This window comes from Ensifer sp. EB106-03-01-XG145 (assembly GCF_058792075.1).
This window is the reverse complement of record NZ_JBYTEC010000001.1, coordinates 252,915-269,483: the sequence shown is the minus strand read 5'-3', so window position 1 is coordinate 269,483 and position 16,569 is coordinate 252,915. Positions and strand designations below refer to the sequence as shown.

Annotated in this window: 18 protein-coding genes; 8 read left to right on the top strand and 10 right to left on the bottom strand. The window is 63.6% G+C overall.

What is annotated here, in order from left to right:
* Positions 1 to 588 (bottom strand): ANTAR domain-containing response regulator, encoded by a 588-nt coding sequence (locus tag AC3WWH_RS01405; RefSeq protein WP_058324614.1) that lies wholly within the window; start codon positions 586 to 588, stop codon positions 1 to 3.
* A 177-nt stretch (positions 589 to 765) separates the two neighbouring features.
* On the opposite strand from AC3WWH_RS01405, the gene AC3WWH_RS01400 reads away from it, so the two are divergent.
* The 3 genes from AC3WWH_RS01400 (at position 766) to AC3WWH_RS01390 (ending at position 3,313) form a co-directional block, all read left to right on the top strand.
* Positions 766 to 1,572, top strand: coding sequence for an AraC family transcriptional regulator (locus AC3WWH_RS01400; protein ID WP_058324613.1), 807 nt, complete (start codon positions 766 to 768; stop codon positions 1,570 to 1,572).
* A gap of 91 nt (positions 1,573 to 1,663) precedes the next feature.
* Positions 1,664 to 2,581 (top strand): DMT family transporter, encoded by a 918-nt coding sequence (locus tag AC3WWH_RS01395; protein WP_058324612.1) that lies wholly within the window; start codon positions 1,664 to 1,666, stop codon positions 2,579 to 2,581.
* Between the two features lie 33 nt (positions 2,582 to 2,614).
* Positions 2,615 to 3,313, top strand: a complete 699-nt coding sequence (locus tag AC3WWH_RS01390) for a B3/B4 domain-containing protein (RefSeq protein WP_058324611.1) — start codon at positions 2,615 to 2,617, stop codon at positions 3,311 to 3,313.
* A 69-nt stretch (positions 3,314 to 3,382) separates the two neighbouring features.
* Here AC3WWH_RS01390 and AC3WWH_RS01385 read toward each other — a convergent pair whose 3' ends face one another.
* Positions 3,383 to 4,966 carry a peptide chain release factor 3 gene (locus AC3WWH_RS01385; protein ID WP_058324610.1) on the bottom strand — a complete coding sequence of 528 codons (1,584 nt, stop codon included), beginning with the start codon at positions 4,964 to 4,966 and terminating at the stop codon, positions 3,383 to 3,385.
* 91 nt (positions 4,967 to 5,057) lie between these two features.
* Here AC3WWH_RS01385 and dut point away from each other — a divergent pair, with 91 nt between their 5' ends.
* Complete coding sequence (gene dut, locus AC3WWH_RS01380; RefSeq protein ID WP_058324609.1) at positions 5,058 to 5,531, top strand: dUTP diphosphatase; 474 nt, start codon at positions 5,058 to 5,060, stop codon at positions 5,529 to 5,531.
* Between the two features lie 46 nt (positions 5,532 to 5,577).
* On the opposite strand, the gene AC3WWH_RS01375 is transcribed toward dut, so the two are convergent.
* Complete coding sequence (locus tag AC3WWH_RS01375; protein WP_057248242.1) at positions 5,578 to 6,015, bottom strand: Lrp/AsnC family transcriptional regulator; 438 nt, start codon at positions 6,013 to 6,015, stop codon at positions 5,578 to 5,580.
* 131 nt (positions 6,016 to 6,146) lie between these two features.
* Between AC3WWH_RS01375 and AC3WWH_RS01370 the strand changes: the two genes are divergently transcribed.
* Positions 6,147 to 7,061, top strand: a complete 915-nt coding sequence (locus tag AC3WWH_RS01370; RefSeq protein ID WP_113399009.1) for a DMT family transporter — start codon at positions 6,147 to 6,149, stop codon at positions 7,059 to 7,061.
* Positions 7,058 to 7,363 (top strand): NIPSNAP family protein, encoded by a 306-nt coding sequence (locus AC3WWH_RS01365; RefSeq protein ID WP_057247940.1) that lies wholly within the window; start codon positions 7,058 to 7,060, stop codon positions 7,361 to 7,363. The genes AC3WWH_RS01370 and AC3WWH_RS01365 overlap by 4 nt, the downstream gene beginning before the upstream one ends.
* Positions 7,364 to 7,385: 22 nt before the next feature.
* Here the strand turns inward: AC3WWH_RS01365 and AC3WWH_RS01360 are convergent, their stop codons facing one another.
* Positions 7,386 to 8,018: a LysE family translocator gene (locus AC3WWH_RS01360; RefSeq protein WP_058324607.1), complete on the bottom strand. Its 633-nt coding sequence runs from the start codon at positions 8,016 to 8,018 to the stop codon at positions 7,386 to 7,388.
* A gap of 175 nt (positions 8,019 to 8,193) precedes the next feature.
* On the opposite strand from AC3WWH_RS01360, the gene AC3WWH_RS01355 reads away from it, so the two are divergent.
* On the top strand, positions 8,194 to 8,811 hold the full coding sequence (locus AC3WWH_RS01355; protein WP_058324606.1) for a LysE family translocator: 618 nt from the start codon (positions 8,194 to 8,196) through the stop codon (positions 8,809 to 8,811).
* Positions 8,812 to 8,947: 136 nt separating this feature from the next.
* Positions 8,948 to 9,916, top strand: coding sequence for a cysteine synthase A (cysK, locus tag AC3WWH_RS01350; RefSeq protein WP_058324605.1), 969 nt, complete (start codon positions 8,948 to 8,950; stop codon positions 9,914 to 9,916).
* 76 nt (positions 9,917 to 9,992) lie between these two features.
* On the opposite strand, the gene AC3WWH_RS01345 is transcribed toward cysK, so the two are convergent.
* The 6 genes from AC3WWH_RS01345 to ugpE form a co-directional block, all read right to left on the bottom strand.
* Complete coding sequence (locus AC3WWH_RS01345) at positions 9,993 to 10,481, bottom strand: SRPBCC domain-containing protein (protein ID WP_058324604.1); 489 nt, start codon at positions 10,479 to 10,481, stop codon at positions 9,993 to 9,995.
* Between the two features lie 227 nt (positions 10,482 to 10,708).
* The gene (locus AC3WWH_RS01340; protein ID WP_058324603.1) at positions 10,709 to 12,241 is read right to left on the bottom strand and encodes a YifB family Mg chelatase-like AAA ATPase; all 1,533 of its coding nucleotides are present in this window, start codon (positions 12,239 to 12,241) and stop codon (positions 10,709 to 10,711) included.
* Positions 12,242 to 12,463: 222 nt separating this feature from the next.
* On the bottom strand, positions 12,464 to 13,411 hold the full coding sequence (gene gshB, locus AC3WWH_RS01335) for a glutathione synthase (RefSeq protein WP_057247935.1): 948 nt from the start codon (positions 13,409 to 13,411) through the stop codon (positions 12,464 to 12,466).
* A gap of 146 nt (positions 13,412 to 13,557) precedes the next feature.
* Positions 13,558 to 14,547 carry an endonuclease/exonuclease/phosphatase family protein gene (locus AC3WWH_RS01330; RefSeq protein WP_058324602.1) on the bottom strand — a complete coding sequence of 330 codons (990 nt, stop codon included), beginning with the start codon at positions 14,545 to 14,547 and terminating at the stop codon, positions 13,558 to 13,560.
* Positions 14,544 to 15,656, bottom strand: coding sequence for a sn-glycerol-3-phosphate import ATP-binding protein UgpC (locus AC3WWH_RS01325; RefSeq protein ID WP_058324601.1), 1,113 nt, complete (start codon positions 15,654 to 15,656; stop codon positions 14,544 to 14,546). The genes AC3WWH_RS01330 and AC3WWH_RS01325 overlap by 4 nt, the downstream gene beginning before the upstream one ends.
* Positions 15,657 to 15,722: 66 nt before the next feature.
* Entirely contained in the window at positions 15,723 to 16,565 is an 843-nt protein-coding gene (gene ugpE, locus AC3WWH_RS01320; RefSeq protein ID WP_058324600.1) for a sn-glycerol-3-phosphate ABC transporter permease UgpE, read from the bottom strand.
* Between the last annotated feature and the right edge of the window lie 4 nt (positions 16,566 to 16,569).

The window sequence follows — 16,569 nt, the reverse complement described above, 5'->3', positions numbered from 1 at the left end:
TCACATCAGCAGGCCCGCGGCCGTTACCACGCTCTGCGCGATCTCCGACATCTTCTTCTTTTCGTTCATCGCCGTCTGGCGCAGCAGTGCGAAGGCCTCGTCCTCTGAAAGCCCGCGCATCTTCATCAGGATGCCCTTGGCGCGCTCGATCACCTTTCGCTCTTCCAGCGCCGATTTCGCATCGGCGAGCTCGCGCTGCAGCCGGCTGAAGGCATTGAAGCGGCTGACGGCCATGTCGAGGATCGGTTTGACGCGTTCCTTCTTCAGCCCGTCGACCACATAGGCGGAGACGCCCGCCTCCACCGCCGCCTCTATCGACGCCGTATCGGAGCGGTCGACAAACATGGCGATCGGCCGCCCGACGGTGCGGGTGAGCTGGAACAGATGCTCCATCATGTCGCGGTTGGGGTTTTCGATATCGATGACGATGACATCGGGCCTGAGCGTGTCGATGGTGCGCGCGACGCCCTGGACCTCGTGAATGACCGTGACCTTGCGATGGCCGGCCTCATGCAAGCCTTCCTCGATGATCGAGGCGCGGATGGCGTTCTCGTCAATCACGAGAATGGTGAGGTCCCGGTGTGTCATCGCTCGATCATGATGCAGCGCAGCATTTTTCGCAACAGGATTTGCCTATTGTTTTGACATTTGTATTATATGCATAAAATTTAGGCGAATCGCCAATCGATTGGGCGAGGTTGAGGACGATAGCGGGATGCGGTCGGACGATGTAAAAGACGTGGGAGCAAAAGGATCGGCGCGCGGATGGCAAAGGGTCAGTTCAGGATGCTGCGCAGCGCTACCGCGGGCATTGACGCGGTGGAGGCGGAAACGCGCCATTCCTTCGCCCGCCATACCCACGAGCAATTCGGCATCGGCCTCATCTACCAGGGCGCCCAGAAATCGCTCAGCGGCCGCGGCATGGTCGAGGCCGGCGCCGGCGACCTGATCACCGTCAACCCCGGCGAGGTGCACGACGGCGCACCGATCGGTGACGCCGGCCGTTCCTGGCGCATGCTCTATTTCGATCCTTCCGTCATTGCCACCGCCGCCGAGGATATCAGCCAGGGCCGCTCGGACGCTGGAGAATTTGCCTTACCGGCTTTTAAGGACGCCGAAGCGGCAAACCAATTCCGGGCACTGTTCACGGCGATCACCGGTCCCAAAGCACAGGATGAGACGATCCGGCGCGAGGAGCGGCTTCTGCTGCTGCTTGCGAGCGTTCTTGCCACCGGCAGACCCCAGCACCACGAAAGACCGGCAACCGTCACCGCTGCAAAAACGATGATCGACGACGATCCGACGGCGACGATCACGCTTACCGACCTCGCCGTCGAAGCAAAGCTCAGCCGCTTCCAGCTCGTGCGCAACTTCGCGAGAGCGGTCGGCCTGACGCCGCATGCCTATATCGTCCAGCGCCGCATCGATCTCGCCCGCCGACTGATCGGCGCAGGCACACCGCTGGCAGAGGCCGCATTCGCGGCCGGCTTTGCCGACCAGAGCCACATGACGCGCGTCTTCGTCAGTAAATACGGCCTTTCGCCCGGCATCTATGCCGAGGCCAGGCGGTAGCACCCGCAATTCCGTTCAAGACCCGCCTCCACCTCCGGCGCATTGCTCGACCTGCGCATCGACAAGCGCGGCACTGCAACGGAGAACGGACATGTCGGAAAAATTTCAGGGCTATCTCTATCTGTCGCTGGCGATGATCCTCGTCGGCAGCACGGTGATCGCCAGCAAGATCATCGCCGCCGGGCTTGCGCCCTTCACCGCGACGGCCATGCGCTTCGCCATCGCCTTCCCGCTGTTCCTGCTGCTGAAGTGGATCACCGAGACGCCGTGGCCGAAACTCGGGCGGCGCGACTGGCTGATCCTCATCGCCCAGGCGGGTGCCGGCAGCGTCGGCTACACCACTCTGCTGATTGCCGGTCTCAGCCTGACGTCCGCAACCGACGCAGGCGTGGTGATCGGGACTCTGCCGATCGTTTCCGCCGCAATCGCCATCCTGCTTCTCGGCGAGCGCCCCGACCGCCGGATGCTTGCGGCGATCGCGCTCGCCGCTGCCGGCGTGCTGACCATCGTCTTCAAGCCCGGCGAAGGCGACGCGCACTCGCCGCTCGGCACCGCCCTCATCTTCGGCGCCGTCATCTGCGAGGGCCTGTTCATCCTCATCAACAAGCGCGTCGGGGCCGAGATCTCCCCGCTCGCTCTTTCGACGCTGATGGCAGGTCTCGGCCTCGCCGTCGCTCTCGTCCCCGCCCTCTTCGAGGCACCTTCGGCCGCACGGATCGACAAGGGCGCGATCGTTGCGGTTCTCTACTATGCGCTCATTCCGACGGTGGCGGGCTTCGTGCTCTGGTATGCCGGCTCCGCACGGGTGAGCGGCACCGAGGCTTCCGTCTTCACAGCGCTGGCGCCCGTCTCCGCCGTGCTCTTTGCCTTTCTTCTGCTCGGCGAGCCGGTCGGCACTCACCAGTTGCTTGGGATCGGCTGCGTGCTCGCCGCCGTACTTGGCCTGACCGTGCCCCAGATCCGCGCCAGCCGAAGGACAGCGCGCGCCTTTCAGGCAGGGAAGGCTTGAGCCAGAATGAACGCATCTAATCCGAGGGCCTCCATGCACTTCCAACACGCAGACGATATCTGGCGCGACTTCCCGGAGCTCAACGTCGGCGCACTCTTCATCGACAACGTACGCAGCGAAGTTTCGGTCGAGGACCATGTTCGCCGCTTCCAGGCGATCGCAGAGGACCGCCTCGGCGCCGGATCGGAAAGCGATCTGCCGGAAATCCAGGCATGGCGCCGAACCTTTGCCAGGATGGGGCTGAAGCCGACACAGTATCGCTCCGCCTCCGAGGCGCTGCTCCGGCGCTTCCGGAAAGAAGGCAGCCTGCCGGCGATCCATCCGCTGATCGATCTGTGCAACGCCGCCTCGCTCGCCTCCGCGATTCCCATCGCGGTCTTCGACCTTTCGAACGTCAGCGATTTTCTGCACGTCCGCCGCGCGGTCGGCAACGAGACCTATCTGACCTTCGCAGACGAAACGGAAAACCCGGAACCCGGCGAAGTGATCTTCGCGGATGCCGAAGGACGGGCCCATGCCCGGCGCTGGACCAACCGGCAGAGCGGCCATTCGGCGATCCGGCCGCAGACGGCGCATGCGCTGATCGTTGCCGAAGCCATGCACGAAACGGCGCGAGAGGACGTCGCGCGTTTGATGACTGCGCTTTCGGAAGCGATCTCTGCAGCTTGGAGCACTCGCCCGAGCATGGCCATGCTGGATTGCTCGTCACCGCGTTTCGATTTTTCGATTTAGGGAAGTCGTTCCGACACCACAGATGCCGGATGCCGGCCGACGCCTCAGGCGCCGGCCGGACTGAAGCAATCAGGCCGCCTTGGCGACGTGATATTCCTTGATCGCAACCATCTTGATCGCCGGATAGCGCTCCGCCTCGTAGCGCAGCGAGAAGCTGTCCTGCGCCAGGAACACCGGGTCGCCATCGAGGTCGCGGGCGATGTCGCCGCGGCGTGCCGTGACGAACTTGTCGAGTTCGGCAGGCTGATCAGCCGAGATCCAGCGGCAGACCGAGAAGCGCGACATTTCGAAGGAAACCGGCAGGCCGTATTCGGCGCTGAGGCGCTCCTTCAACACGTCGAGCTGCAGCGCGCCGACGACGCCGACGATTGCCGGCGAGCCATCTTCGGGCGAGAAGAGCTGCACGACGCCCTCTTCCGCCATCTGCTGCAGCGCTTCCTTCAGCTTCTTGGCCTTCATTGCATCTTCCAGACGCACGCGGCGCAGGATTTCCGGCGAAAAATTCGGCACGCCCTGGAACACCAGCGACTCGCCCTCGGTCAGCGTGTCGCCGATCCGGAGCGTGCCGTGGTTGGGGATACCGACGACGTCGCCGGCATAGGCGGTGTCGGCGAGCTGGCGCTGCGACGCGAAGAAGAACTGCGGGGCACTGAGGCCCAGCTGCTTGCCGGTGCGCGACAGCCGCGCCTTCATGCCGCGCTCCAGCTTGCCGGAGCAGACGCGGGCAAAGGCGATGCGGTCGCGATGGTTCGGGTCCATGTTGGCCTGGATCTTGAAGACGAAGGCCGTCATCTTGTCGTCGGTGGCGTGCACCGTGCGGATATCCGCCACCTGGTCACGCGGCGGCGGCGCGATGTCGCCGAGCGCGTTGATGAGATCGCGCACACCGAAGTTGCGCAGCGCCGAACCGAAGAAGACCGGCGTCAGGTGGCCTTCGAGGAAAGCCTTCTTGTCGAAGGGCTTGCAGGCCTCGATCGCCAGCGTCAGCTCGTCGGTGAAGGCGTCGCGCTCGTTCTCAGGCAGCCGGTGGGAAGCCATTTCCGGACCGTTGACCTTGGTCGGGATTTCCTGCGTGTCGGAGCCGCGCACGGTGTCGTGGGCGAGATTGTAGGAGCCGCAGAAGGTCTTCGAGCGGCCGATCGGCCAGGTCACCGGCGCGCAGTCGAGCGCCAGCTTTTCCTCGACCTCGTCCAGGATCTCGAAGGGATCGCGGCTTTCGCGGTCCATCTTGTTGACGAAGGTGATGATCGGGATGTCGCGCATGCGGCAGACTTCGAAGAGCTTCAGCGTGCGCGGCTCGATACCCTTGGCGGCGTCGATGACCATGACAGCGGCATCGACCGCCGTCAGCGTGCGGTAGGTGTCGTCAGCGAAGTCTTCGTGACCGGGTGTGTCGAGAATGTTGAAGACGTTGCCGCCATATTCGAAGGTCATCACCGAGGTGACGACCGAGATGCCGCGCTCGCGCTCGATCTTCATCCAGTCCGAACGGGTCTGGATGCGATCCTTCTTGGCCTTGACCTCGCCGGCGAGCTGGATGGCGCCGCCGAACAGCAGCAGCTTTTCGGTGAGAGTGGTCTTACCGGCGTCCGGGTGGGCGATAATCGCAAATGTGCGGCGGCGGGAGACCGCCTCGGCGAGAGTTTCAGCCATGTCGTAGAATCCTGTGAGTTGCCGCGTCCTTTACAGGCTCGGCCCCGATTATGCAATTGACCGAGGCGCCCGCCGCCCGGCTTATGCGGTCATGAGCACGCACCCCTCCGTTTCCCGCCCGACCCTCAACCTCGTTCGCCTGCCGCATGGCGAAGGCCTCGAGCTGCCCGCCTATGAGACGGCAGGCGCCGCCGGCATGGATTTGCGCGCAGCCGTTCCCGGCGATCGGCCGCTCATGCTCACCCCGGGCAAACGCGCCCTCGTTCCGACCGGCTTCATCTTCGAGGTCCCCGTGGGCTATGAAGCGCAGATCCGCCCGCGCTCGGGCCTTGCCTTCAAGCACGGCATCACCTGCCTCAACACCCCCGGCACCATCGACAGCGACTATCGCGGCGAGGTGAAGGTGCTGCTCATCAATCTCGGTGACGAAGACTTCCTCATCGAGCGCGGCATGCGCATTGCCCAGATGGTGATCGCGCCGGTCACGCAGGTCACCGTTCGCGAGAGCGACAATGCCAGCGAGACGACGCGCGGCGCCGGCGGCTTCGGCTCGACCGGGGTTTAATCTACGCAACGGAAAACCGCTTCACACTTTTCCTGGAATTGCTCTCTTAAATTAACGGCGGCAAGCGGCGCTTGACCGGCGAAGACTTGACGATCGAGGTGTTGGTTTGCGCCTTCTCGGCGATCCGGTCGAGGATCGTGTCCAACTGCGCCATGTCGCGCACGAAGAGCTTGGCGATGAAGCAATCGTCGCCGGTGACCTTGTCGCATTCAACGATTTCGGGCGTGTCCTGGATTAGCCGCTCGACGATGTGCAGCATGCCCGGCATCGGCCGCACGCGGATGACCGCCTGCAGGGGATAGCCGACTTTCTGGGGATTGAGAGCGATGGTGAAGCCATCGAGAACGCCGCGCTCTTCCAGCTTGCGCAGACGATCCGCAGCACTCGGCGAGGAAAGGCCTGCCTCCTGCGCCAGCTCCTTCAGCGATACCCGGGCATTGGCTGCCAGAATGTCTAGGATCCGTCGGTCAATCTCGTCCAGCATCACGGCACCATAAGTCATAGTAACGAACAGAACTTCGATAATTAGGCAATATAACACAATTGCCTTCGTTCATCCATGGGAAAGGCTGCAAGCACCGGCTATTCTCCGATCACCAACATGGAGCGGCGAACATGAATACCGAACTCAAACGCGGCAGCATCGAGATGACAGCCGCGATGCTGATTTCCGGAACCATCGGCTGGTTCGTGCTGAAGTCGGGGCAGCCGGTGACGAGCGTCGTCTTCTGGCGCTGTGTCTTCGGCGCCGTGACACTCGTCGGCATTGCCTGGTTTCTCGGTCTGTTCGATCGCCGCCACTTCAGCCGACGGATGCTGCTGCTTTCGATCGTCGGCGGCGTCGCGATCGTCGTCAACTGGCTGCTGCTCTTCGCCGCCTATTCCCACGCCTCGATCTCGATCGCGACGATGGTCTACAACACCCAGCCCTTCATGCTCTTGGGGCTCGGTGCGCTCTTCCTCGGCGAGAAGATCACGGCCACCAAGATCTTCTGGCTGTCGGTCTCGTTTGCCGGCATGCTGGCGATCATTTCGGCCAAACCCGGCCACGGCTTCGCGCCGGAAAGCTATCTGACGGGTGTTGCGCTGGCGATCGGCGCGGCCTTCTTCTACGCGATCGCAGCGATCGCGACGAAGCTGCTCAAGGGTACGCCGCCGCATCTGATCGCGCTGATCCAGGTGATCACAGGCACCTTGATGCTGGCGCCGATGGCGCTCGCGGCGCCCGCCCCGTCTGGTGCCGCGCAATGGTCGATCCTGGTCACGGTCGGCATCGTCCACACAGGGCTGATGTATGTGCTGCTCTATGGCGCGATCCAGCGACTGCCGACGCATATGACCGGCGCGCTCTCCTTCGTCTACCCGATCGCCGCCATCGTCGTCGATCGCATCGCCTTCGGCCATCAGTTGCAACCGATCCAGATCCTCGGCTCGATCGCCATCCTCATTGCCGCCGCCGGCATGAATCTCGGCTGGAAACTTCGCCTGCCCTCTTCTATCAAGCGGGAGTGCGAAGGGAGAACCGCATGATCACCTGCTACCTGAAATACGTCATCGACCCTTACAAGGCCGCCGAGTTCGAGCACTATGCCAAGCTCTGGATTCCGCTCGTCAACCGTCTCGGCGGCACGCATCACGGCTATTTCATGCCGCATGAAGGGGCAAACAACATCGCGCTCGCGCTCTTCAGCTTTCCGAGCCTTGCGGCCTATGAAAGCTACCGCCAGGAAATGGCCGCGGATCCGGAATGCCAGGAAGCCTTCGCCTATGCCGAGAAGACGCGCTGCATCGTCAGCTATGAGCGCAGCTTCATGCGGCCGGTCTTCGAATAGTCCCTGGTCGATAAAGCGCGGATTAACGCCGCGCCTCCGATGCCATGCTCAGCGCAAAGCCGAAAAGCGCGGTGCCCATGGCCCAGCGCTGCACCACCATGAACAGCGGTCGCCCGGCGAGGAAGGCCGCGATGCCGCTGGCGGCAAGCGCGATCATCGCATTGACGGTAACGCTGGTCATGATCTGAATCGACCCGAAGACCAGCGACTGGCCGAGCACATTGCCGAGTTCCGGCCGGATGAACTGCGGCAGCAACGAGAGATAGAGCACCGCCACCTTGGGATTGAGCAGGCTCGTCAGAAACCCCATGACGAACAGCTTCTTCGGCCCGTCCTTCGGCAGATGGCGGACCTGAAACGGCGAGCGGCCACCCGGCCGCACAGCCTGCCAGGCGAGATAAAGAAGGTAGCCGGCGCCGGCAATTCTGAGCGCATCATAGGCAAAGGGAACGGCGAGAAGCAGCGCGGTGATGCCGAGTGCGGCCGAAATCATGTAGACGACGAAACCGAGCGCCACGCCGCCGAGCGAGATCAATCCGGCGCCCGGCCCCTGGCTGATCGAACGCGAGATCAGGTAGATCATGTTCGGCCCCGGCGTCAGCACCATGCCGAGTGCAAGGAGGGCAAAGCCGATGATATCTTTCAACTCGGGCATTGAGAGGCGCCTTTCGCTCGTTTTCTGCAAGCTCTACCGATCCCGCGTCGGCGGACAACGCCAGACTTGTCACCCGATCAATTTTGTCGTCAGGCGCCCATCGGTCGTCGTTCCTTGATTTCCCTTTTTTGTCCGTCTGCGCTAGAAATCGGCATCGCCACCGGAAGGAATGCCCATGACGCTCGCGGCTCTCATCGCCTATAGCGGCGCACTCTTCATCGCTGCGGCCATACCGGGTCCCGGCGTGACGGCGCTCGTCGCCCGCGCGCTGGGCTCCGGTTTCCGCGAAACCTTCTTCATGGGTCTTGGCATCGTGCTCGGCGACATGATCTACCTGACGGCTGTCGTGCTCGGGCTGGCGTTGATCGCCCAGACCTTCACCACGGTCTTCCTGGTGGTGAAATTCGCAGGCGTCCTCTATCTCGGCTACATCGCCTGGAAGCTCTGGACCGCGGGGCTGCTGCCCGACGACATCAAGGCGAAGCCGTCGACGAGTGCCGCCATGTCCTTCCTGTCCGGCCTGCTCGTCACCCTTGGCAACCCGAAGACGATGCTGTTCTATGTGGCGCTGGTGCCGACGCTGATCGACATCGCTGACATCGGCCCGCGCGACTACGGCCTTTTGCTGGCGGCAACCTTCCTGGTGCTGTTGGCGGTGCTGGTTCCCTATATGCTGCTTGCGGCACGCGCGCGCCTACTGCTCAAGCAGCCGAAGGCGCTGCGAGCACTGAACCGGGTCGCAGCCAGCGTGCTGGCGGGAACGGCCGCCTATATCGCCGTTCGCGCGAGCTGAAAAAACTTTTCCCGAACAACAACTTCGCCGGTGCTTTTTCCTCCGGCGGATCGTCGCTGCGTGGTTGTCGTTCTGGAATTGAGCAGTCATTGTTCCTATTCTCATAGCTGACAGTTCACGCCCAAGGGAGAAACCCATGTCCGACACACGCAAGCCAGGCCGCGGCCGCGTCTATTCCTCGATCACGGAGACGATCGGCGATACGCCCATTGTGCGGCTGGACAAGCTTGCCAAGGAGAAGGGCGTCAAGGCGAACCTGCTCGCCAAGCTCGAATTCTTCAACCCGATCGCCTCGGTCAAGGACCGCATCGGCGTGGCGATGATCGAGAGCCTGGAAGCGCAGGGCAAGATTACTCCCGGCCGCACGACCCTGATCGAGCCAACCTCGGGCAACACCGGCATCGCGCTCGCCTTCGTCGCCGCCGCCAAGGGCTACAAGCTGATCCTCACCATGCCGGAAACCATGTCGGTCGAGCGCCGCAAGATGCTGGCCCTCTTTGGCGCCGAGCTGGTGCTGACCGAAGGTGCCAAGGGCATGAAGGGCGCGATCGCCAAGGCGCAGGAACTGGTCGAGACACTGCCCGACGCCATCATTCCGCAGCAGTTCGAGAACCCCGCCAACCCGGAAATCCACCGCAAGACGACGGCCGAGGAAATCTGGAACGACACCGAAGGTGCTGTCGACATCTTCGTGTCCGGCATCGGCACCGGCGGCACGATTACCGGTGCCGGCCAGGTGCTGAAGGCGCGCAAACCCTCGATCAAGGTGATCGCGGTCGAGCCGGAAGAATCCCCCGTGCTGTCCGGCGGCGCGCCCGGCCCGCACAAGATCCAGGGCATCGGCGCGGGCTTTGCGCCGGCGATCCTCGACACCTCGATCTATGACGAGATCGTTACGGTCAACAGCGCCGAAGCGATCGAGGCTGCCCGCCTTGTCGCCAGGCTCGAAGGCGTGCCGGTCGGCATTTCCGCCGGCGCGGCGCTCACCGCAGCGATCGAGATTGGCCAGCGCGAAGAAAACGCCGGCAAGACCATCGTCGTCATCATCCCGTCGTTTGCCGAACGCTATCTGTCGACCGCGCTGTTCGAAGGCCTCGGCGGTTAAGCCACAGCTTCTCCCGCGATCGGAAAGGGCGCCTGCAGGCGCCCTTTTTGTTCTGCCAATTGATCAGCGGCTCCGCTCAAGCAGCCTGCTCCGTGAAGCTTGCAAGATTGGCGAGCGTCGAGCGCAGGCCGGCGTCGTGATCCTCCTTGGAAATCCCCTCAGGGACGTTTTCGCAGGTGACGCTGACGCGCGTACCGTCGGGCACCGGCTCCAGCGCCCAGGTTATCCGCATTACCCCGGCAAAGGCCGGATCGTCCGATTGGAACGCGGTCTCCTGCACCACGCGCCGATCCGGTTCGAGCGCGACGAAGTGGCCTGAAACGACATCGGTCTGATCCGAGGTCTTGCCCTGCGTCGTGTCATCCGGCGCCTCATAGATCAGCGCCATGCGGAAGGCGCCACCGGCATGTGGCTCGAAAGCGAGCACCTGCCCCTTCATGCCATCGGGCGGCAACCAGACAGCCACTGCAGCGGCATCGACGAGCGCGGCGTAGATCGTCCGTGGAGATGCCTTTATCAGACGATCGGCGCGATCGGTTCTTCGGTCCCTTGATGCATCCGTCATCGGCTGTTCACCTCGCTCCGGTTGTCGAAGGGAAATCGCAACGGAAGAAAGGGCCGCATTACCCCTCTCTTCCGCTGTAAAGCTGATACCGGCCGCGTCAGATCCGCCTGCCGCTACCAGGAAATTGCTCCCAATACTGACGCATGCGGAACGAGACGCGGGATGTCACAACCCGATGCTGGCTTCCAGAACAACATTAGCGCGGACGAACCGACCGGCAAGCGCCGCTATGCCGCCGCCTGCAGTCTCTCGCCGGCAATGCGGTAGGAGATCGCTTCGGCCAGATGGATACGCCCGACGGTCGGCGCGCCGTCGAGGTCCGCAAGTGTGCGCGCGACCTTCAGCACGCGGTGGTAACCGCGGGCGGAGAATTTCATCTTTTCGGCGGCGTCCCGGAGGAGCTGCAGGCCCGATGGATCCGGCTCGGCGATCTTCTCGATCATCGAGGTCGAGCAGCGGGCGTTGCTGGTCAGTTCCGGATGGCCGAGGGCGGCGAAGCGGTCGACCTGCAAGGCGCGGGCGCGGGCAACCCGACGGGCGACGACCTCGCTGCGTTCGGCTGCGGCCGGCTTCAACAGATCGGCGGCGCTGACGGCCGGAACGTCGATGCGGATATCGATGCGGTCCATCAGCGGACCGGAGATGCGCGCCTGGTAATCGGTCATGCAGCGCGGGCCGCGGGCGCAGGTACGTCCGGGCTCACCCGCCATGCCGCAGCGGCAGGGGTTCATGGCGGCGACGAGCTGGATGGCGGCGGGATAGCTCACCCGGTGATTGGCGCGGGCGATAATGCATTCTGCGGTTTCGAGCGGCTGGCGCAGTGCGTCGAGCACCTGCGGCGCGAATTCCGGAAACTCGTCCAGGAACAAGACGCCATGATGGGCGAGCGAGGCCTCGCCGGGCTTGGCGCGCAAGCCGCCACCGACCATGGCGGCCATGGTTGCGGAGTGATGCGGCGTGCGGAACGGCCGCCGGTCCGAGAGTTTGCCGCCCGGCAACTGCCCGGCGATCGAGTGGATCATCGACACTTCGAGCAGCTCGGCCGGATTGAGCGGCGGCAGGATCGACGGCAGCCGCGCGGCGAGCATCGATTTCCCCGACCCCGGCGGTCCCACCATCAGCAGATTGTGGTTGCCAGCAGCAGCCACCTCCAGCGCCCGCTTGGCGCTTTCCTGTCCCTTGATGTCGGCGAGATCGGGAAGGTTGGCAGCGCCCGAGCGGATCGCGGCCTGGGGCCGCGACAGCACCTGCGTGCCGCGGAAATGATTGGCGATCGCGATCAGGCTGCGCGGCGCGAGAATGTCGATCTCCGCACCTGCCCAGGCCGCCTCCGCCCCGCTTTCGGCCGGGCAGATCAGCCCCTTGCCGAGCGCATTGGCGCCGATCGCGGCGGGAAGGGCGCCGGCAACGGCGGCAATGGTGCCGTCGAGATTGAGCTCGCCGATCACGACATAGGGTGAGAGCGCATCGCCGGGAATGGCGCCGAGCGCCGCCATCAGGCCGAGCGCGATCGCGAGATCGAAATGGCTGCCTTCCTTGGGAAGGTCGGCGGGGGCGAGATTGACAGTGACGCGCTTGGCCGGCAGCGCCAGGCCGGAAGCATGAAGCGCCGCCTGCACCCGCTCGCGGCTTTCGGCGACGGCCTTGTCCGGCAGGCCGACGATCTGCATGCCGACCTTGCCCGGCGCGACCATCACCTGCACATCAACCGGCAGTCCCTCGATACCCTGAAATGCGACCGTGCTGACGCGCGCGACCATGGTTGCTCCCTCGCCCGGGCTGCCCGCCATTACGGGCGCCGCAACCGCCTTGGGTTGCAAGACGGAGCCTTGCACGGTTCACGCACAAAAACAAGAACAATTACGGAACATCTGAGGCGAGACCTACGCGCAGTCGTTGGCAAGGGCACAACGCCGCAGCCGCGGGCGGAAGCCCGCGGCAATCTCCGTCATCCGGAGACAGGTTCTACCGAAAGCGCCGGATCAGGCGCGCTTGCGCTCGATCGCATCCCAGAGCAGGCTCGCAACATCGGCGCCGCCAAACTTCTTGACTTCGCGAATGCCGGTCGGCGACGTGACGTTGATCTCGGTCATGTAGTCGCCGATGACGTCGATGCCGACGAAGAGGAAGCCGCGGGCTTTCAGCGCCGGAGCGATGCGGGCGCAGATTTCCCTTTCGCGCGCCGTAAGCTCGGTCGCCTCCGGCCGACCGCCGGCATGCATGTTGGAGCGCGCATCATGTTCGGCCGGAACGCGGTTGATGGCGCCGACCGGCTCACCATCGACGAGCAGGATGCGTTTGTCGCCCTTGCGTACCGCCGGCAGGTATTCCTGGGCGATGAAGGGCTCACGGAACATCTGGCCGAACATTTCCAGAAGGGAAGACAGGTTGCGGTCGTCACGGGTCGAATGGAAGACACCGGCGCCGCCATTGCCGTAGAGCGGCTTCAAGATGATGTCGCCCATCTCCTGGCGGAAGCTGGCGATCTCCTGGGGGTCGCGGGTGATCAGCGTCTTCGGCATCAGGTCGGCGAATTCGGTGACGAAGATCTTCTCCGGCGAATTGCGCACCCAGGCCGGATCGTTGACGACCAGCGTCTTCGGATGCAGGCGTTCCAGAAGATGCGTCGAGGTGATGTAGCCCATGTCGAAGGGCGGATCCTGGCGGAGCAGGATGACGTCCATGGTCGACAGATCGACGCGTTCGGCTTCGCCCAGCGTGAAGTGATCGCCCTTGACGTCGCGCAGCGTCATCTGCTGCACGCTCGCATAGACCTTGCCGTCGCGCAGCGACAGTTTTTCGGGCGTGTAGTGGAAGAGGCGGTAGCCGCGCGACTGTGCCTCGAGGCTCATGGCGAAGGTGGAATCACCCGCGATGTTGATGCCCGACACATGGTCCATCTGGACCCCGACATTGACGATTTTCGCCATCTTCCCGTCCCCTGTGGATCACGTCAAGCGTGATCGATTTCAAATCGTCAGAACGGAAGAGGACGAGAAAACCGCTGCCCTCTCCCGCACTGGAAAAGCCCTCGACATGTAGAATGCGGGCGTGCCTTAAGCAAGGAGAGCTGAGCCTATTCGAAGCCTTCGACCACGCAGGTGATGAGATCGTGATCCGAAAGCGGCCGGCCGGTTTCATCGAGCGAGGGAATGATCCTGGTTTCGCCGATCTTCAGGCCGCGCGCGAGGAACCAGTCGAGCTTCATCGCCCGCTCCGGCCAACGGGTGATCAGGCTCGGCCGGGTCGTCATCACCTCAAGTGCTCCGCCGTGACGGGCGAAGCCGCGGGCGGCGCTCATGGCAAAGAGCCCTTCGGCTTCGAAGTCGCCGCCAGCATGGTTGCCGGTGTTGAGATCACCACCGATCAGCACCGGCAGGCCCGGAAAGGCTTCGTCGAGCGCATCGATCAATTCCCTGACCTGACGCTCGCGGTAGGCCGCGGTCGTCGCGCTTTCAAGATGGGTGGAGACGGCGACGAAGGGGCCCGCCTCGGTCTCGATGACGGCGCCGATCGCGAAACGCTCGCCAAGGCGCGGCTGTTCGGCATCGGTGAACCAGAGACGCTCGCCCCAGAGGCGCAGCATGAAGGGCCGGCCGAGCGGCACCGAAGCCAACAGCGCATTGCCGTGAAAGCCCCTGGCGTTGAAATCATCCTCGCAGAACGCGCGCTCGGTATCGGAGCCGAGGCCCATCTCAATGAATTCGATGCCATAGGCATATTGCATGCCGAGTATAGCAGCGACTTCGGCGGTCGGATGGCGCTGGCCGGTGCGGGCCATGCCGTTGTCCATTTCCGATAGCAGCACGACTGGGGCCTTGGTTGCTGCGAGATGTGCAGCACTTTCCGGTGCGAACAGGCAGCGCTCCAGGTTCCAGGCAGCGACGGTGAAGGGAAAGGCGAGCGGCGCGGTCGAGGACGGCGCGGCGCCAACCTCGACGCTGTTCATTTCCGGTCGCGCGGCCATGGCGGCGTCATGGGCCGCAATGGTGCGCAGCATCGAAGCAAATCCTGCACGCAGTTCGAGCGATGGAACGGCAAGCTGCTCAACGGCTTCATGGATCACGATGCCGTCTCCAGCCGAAGGTTCTGCGCCGGTGCATCACCGGCAAAAGACGTGCCCCGTTCCAGCCGCTTGCCGGTTTCGGGCGAGAAGAAGTGCAGGCGGTCGACGGCAATCGTCACGGCGAGATCACCGGAAAGCGGCATGTCCGGAGAGAGCGCTATCGTCAGAGGTTGGCCCTCGATGGTGCCGTGCACGAGCCGCTGAGCACCCAGCTCCTCGACATAGTCGACCTGGAACAGCATCGCATCCTCGCCGACACCGGCAAGCCGGAGGTCCTCGGCGCGCAGGCCGACGGTGACGGCGCCTTCGACCGGGGCGCGGCTGCCAAGCTCGATCCTGTAGAGGCCGATCTGCAGGCTGCCGCCCTCGATCTGGCCCTTGACCAGGTTCATCGCCGGCGAGCCGATGAAGCTCGCGACGAAGGTCGAGGCCGGACGGTGGTAGACGTCGAGCGGACGGCCGATCTGCTCGATCCGGCCGCCGTTCAAGACCACCAGTCGGTCGGCGAGCGTCATCGCTTCGAGTTGGTCGTGGGTGACGTAGAGCGAGGTCGTGCCGAGGCGCTTCTGCAGGCGCTTGATCTCGCCGCGCATCGAGACGCGCAGCTTGGCGTCGAGGTTGGAGAGCGGCTCGTCGAACAGGAAGGCCGCCGGCTTGCGCACGATCGCGCGGCCCATGGCGACGCGCTGACGCTGGCCGCCGGAAAGGGCGCGCGGCTTGCGCGCGAGATAGGGCTCGATTTCCAGCATCCGCGCGGCTTCGGCGACGCGGGCGTCGATCTCGGCCTTGGGCGTCTTGCGGTTCTTCAGGCCGTAGGCAAGGTTGTCGTAGACGGTCATGTGCGGATAGAGCGCATAGTTCTGGAAGACCATGGCGATGTCGCGCTCGGCCGGATCGACATCGTTGATGGCGCGCGAACCGATCGTCACCGTGCCCTTCGAAATCGTCTCGAGCCCGGCGACCATGCGCAAAAGCGTGGACTTGCCGCAGCCGGACGGGCCGACCAGCACGATGAACTCGCCGTCCTCGATATCGATCGAGACGGATTTCACCGCCTCGACATTGCCGTGATAGATCTTCGAGACCTCGGCGATGGTAATGGCCGCCATGGCTGCCTCCGTTAAAATGGTACCGTTTCAGAAGCGGGCGGGACAGTTGTCCCGCCTCCACTCCGCTTACTTGTCGCTTTCGGTCAGGCCCTTGATGAACCAGCGCTGGAAGATCACGACGATCATCACAGGCGGCAGCATGGCGAGGATCGCCAGTGCAAAGGCCTCGTTGTAGTCGGGGATGTTCGAGCCGACCCAGACAAGCAGGATCTGCTTGATGCCGCGAACCAGGGTGAAGAAGCCTTCGTCGGTGGTCATCAATGTGGGCCAGAGGTACTGGTTCCAGCCGTAGACGAACATGATGATGAAGATCGCCGCCATCATGGTGCGCGACAAAGGCACCAGAACGTCGATGAAGAACTTGAACGGGCCGGCACCATCGATGCGCGCCGCCTCCAGAAGCTCGTCCGGCACCGACTTGAAGAACTGCCGGAAATAGAACGTGCCCGTCGCAGACGCCAGGAGCGGCACGATCAGGCCGGTGTAGGTGTTGGTCAGCTTCAGCGTGTTCATCACTTCGTAGGACGGAAGGATGCGCACTTCGAGCGGCAGGAGCAGCGTGGTGAAGATCACCCAGAAGAAGAAGGTCGCCAGCGGAAAGCGGAAATAGACCAGCGCATAGGCCGCGAGCATCGAGAGAACGATCTTGCCGACGGCAAAGCCTAAGCCCAGGATCATCGAGTTCAGCATCATGTTGAAGCCGGTGATCTTGCCGGTGAAGCCACCCTGGCGGGTGAGAACCGTCTCGTAGGTCTCGACGAAATGGCCGCCCCAGGACAGCGACAGGCCGTTGCGGTGAATGTCGGCTGCATCATGGGTCGAGGTCATGAAGGCGACGACGACCGGCGCCACCATGATGAAGACGCCGAAGAGCAGGATGATGTGATCGAAAATCTTGGTGCGATACATCGGC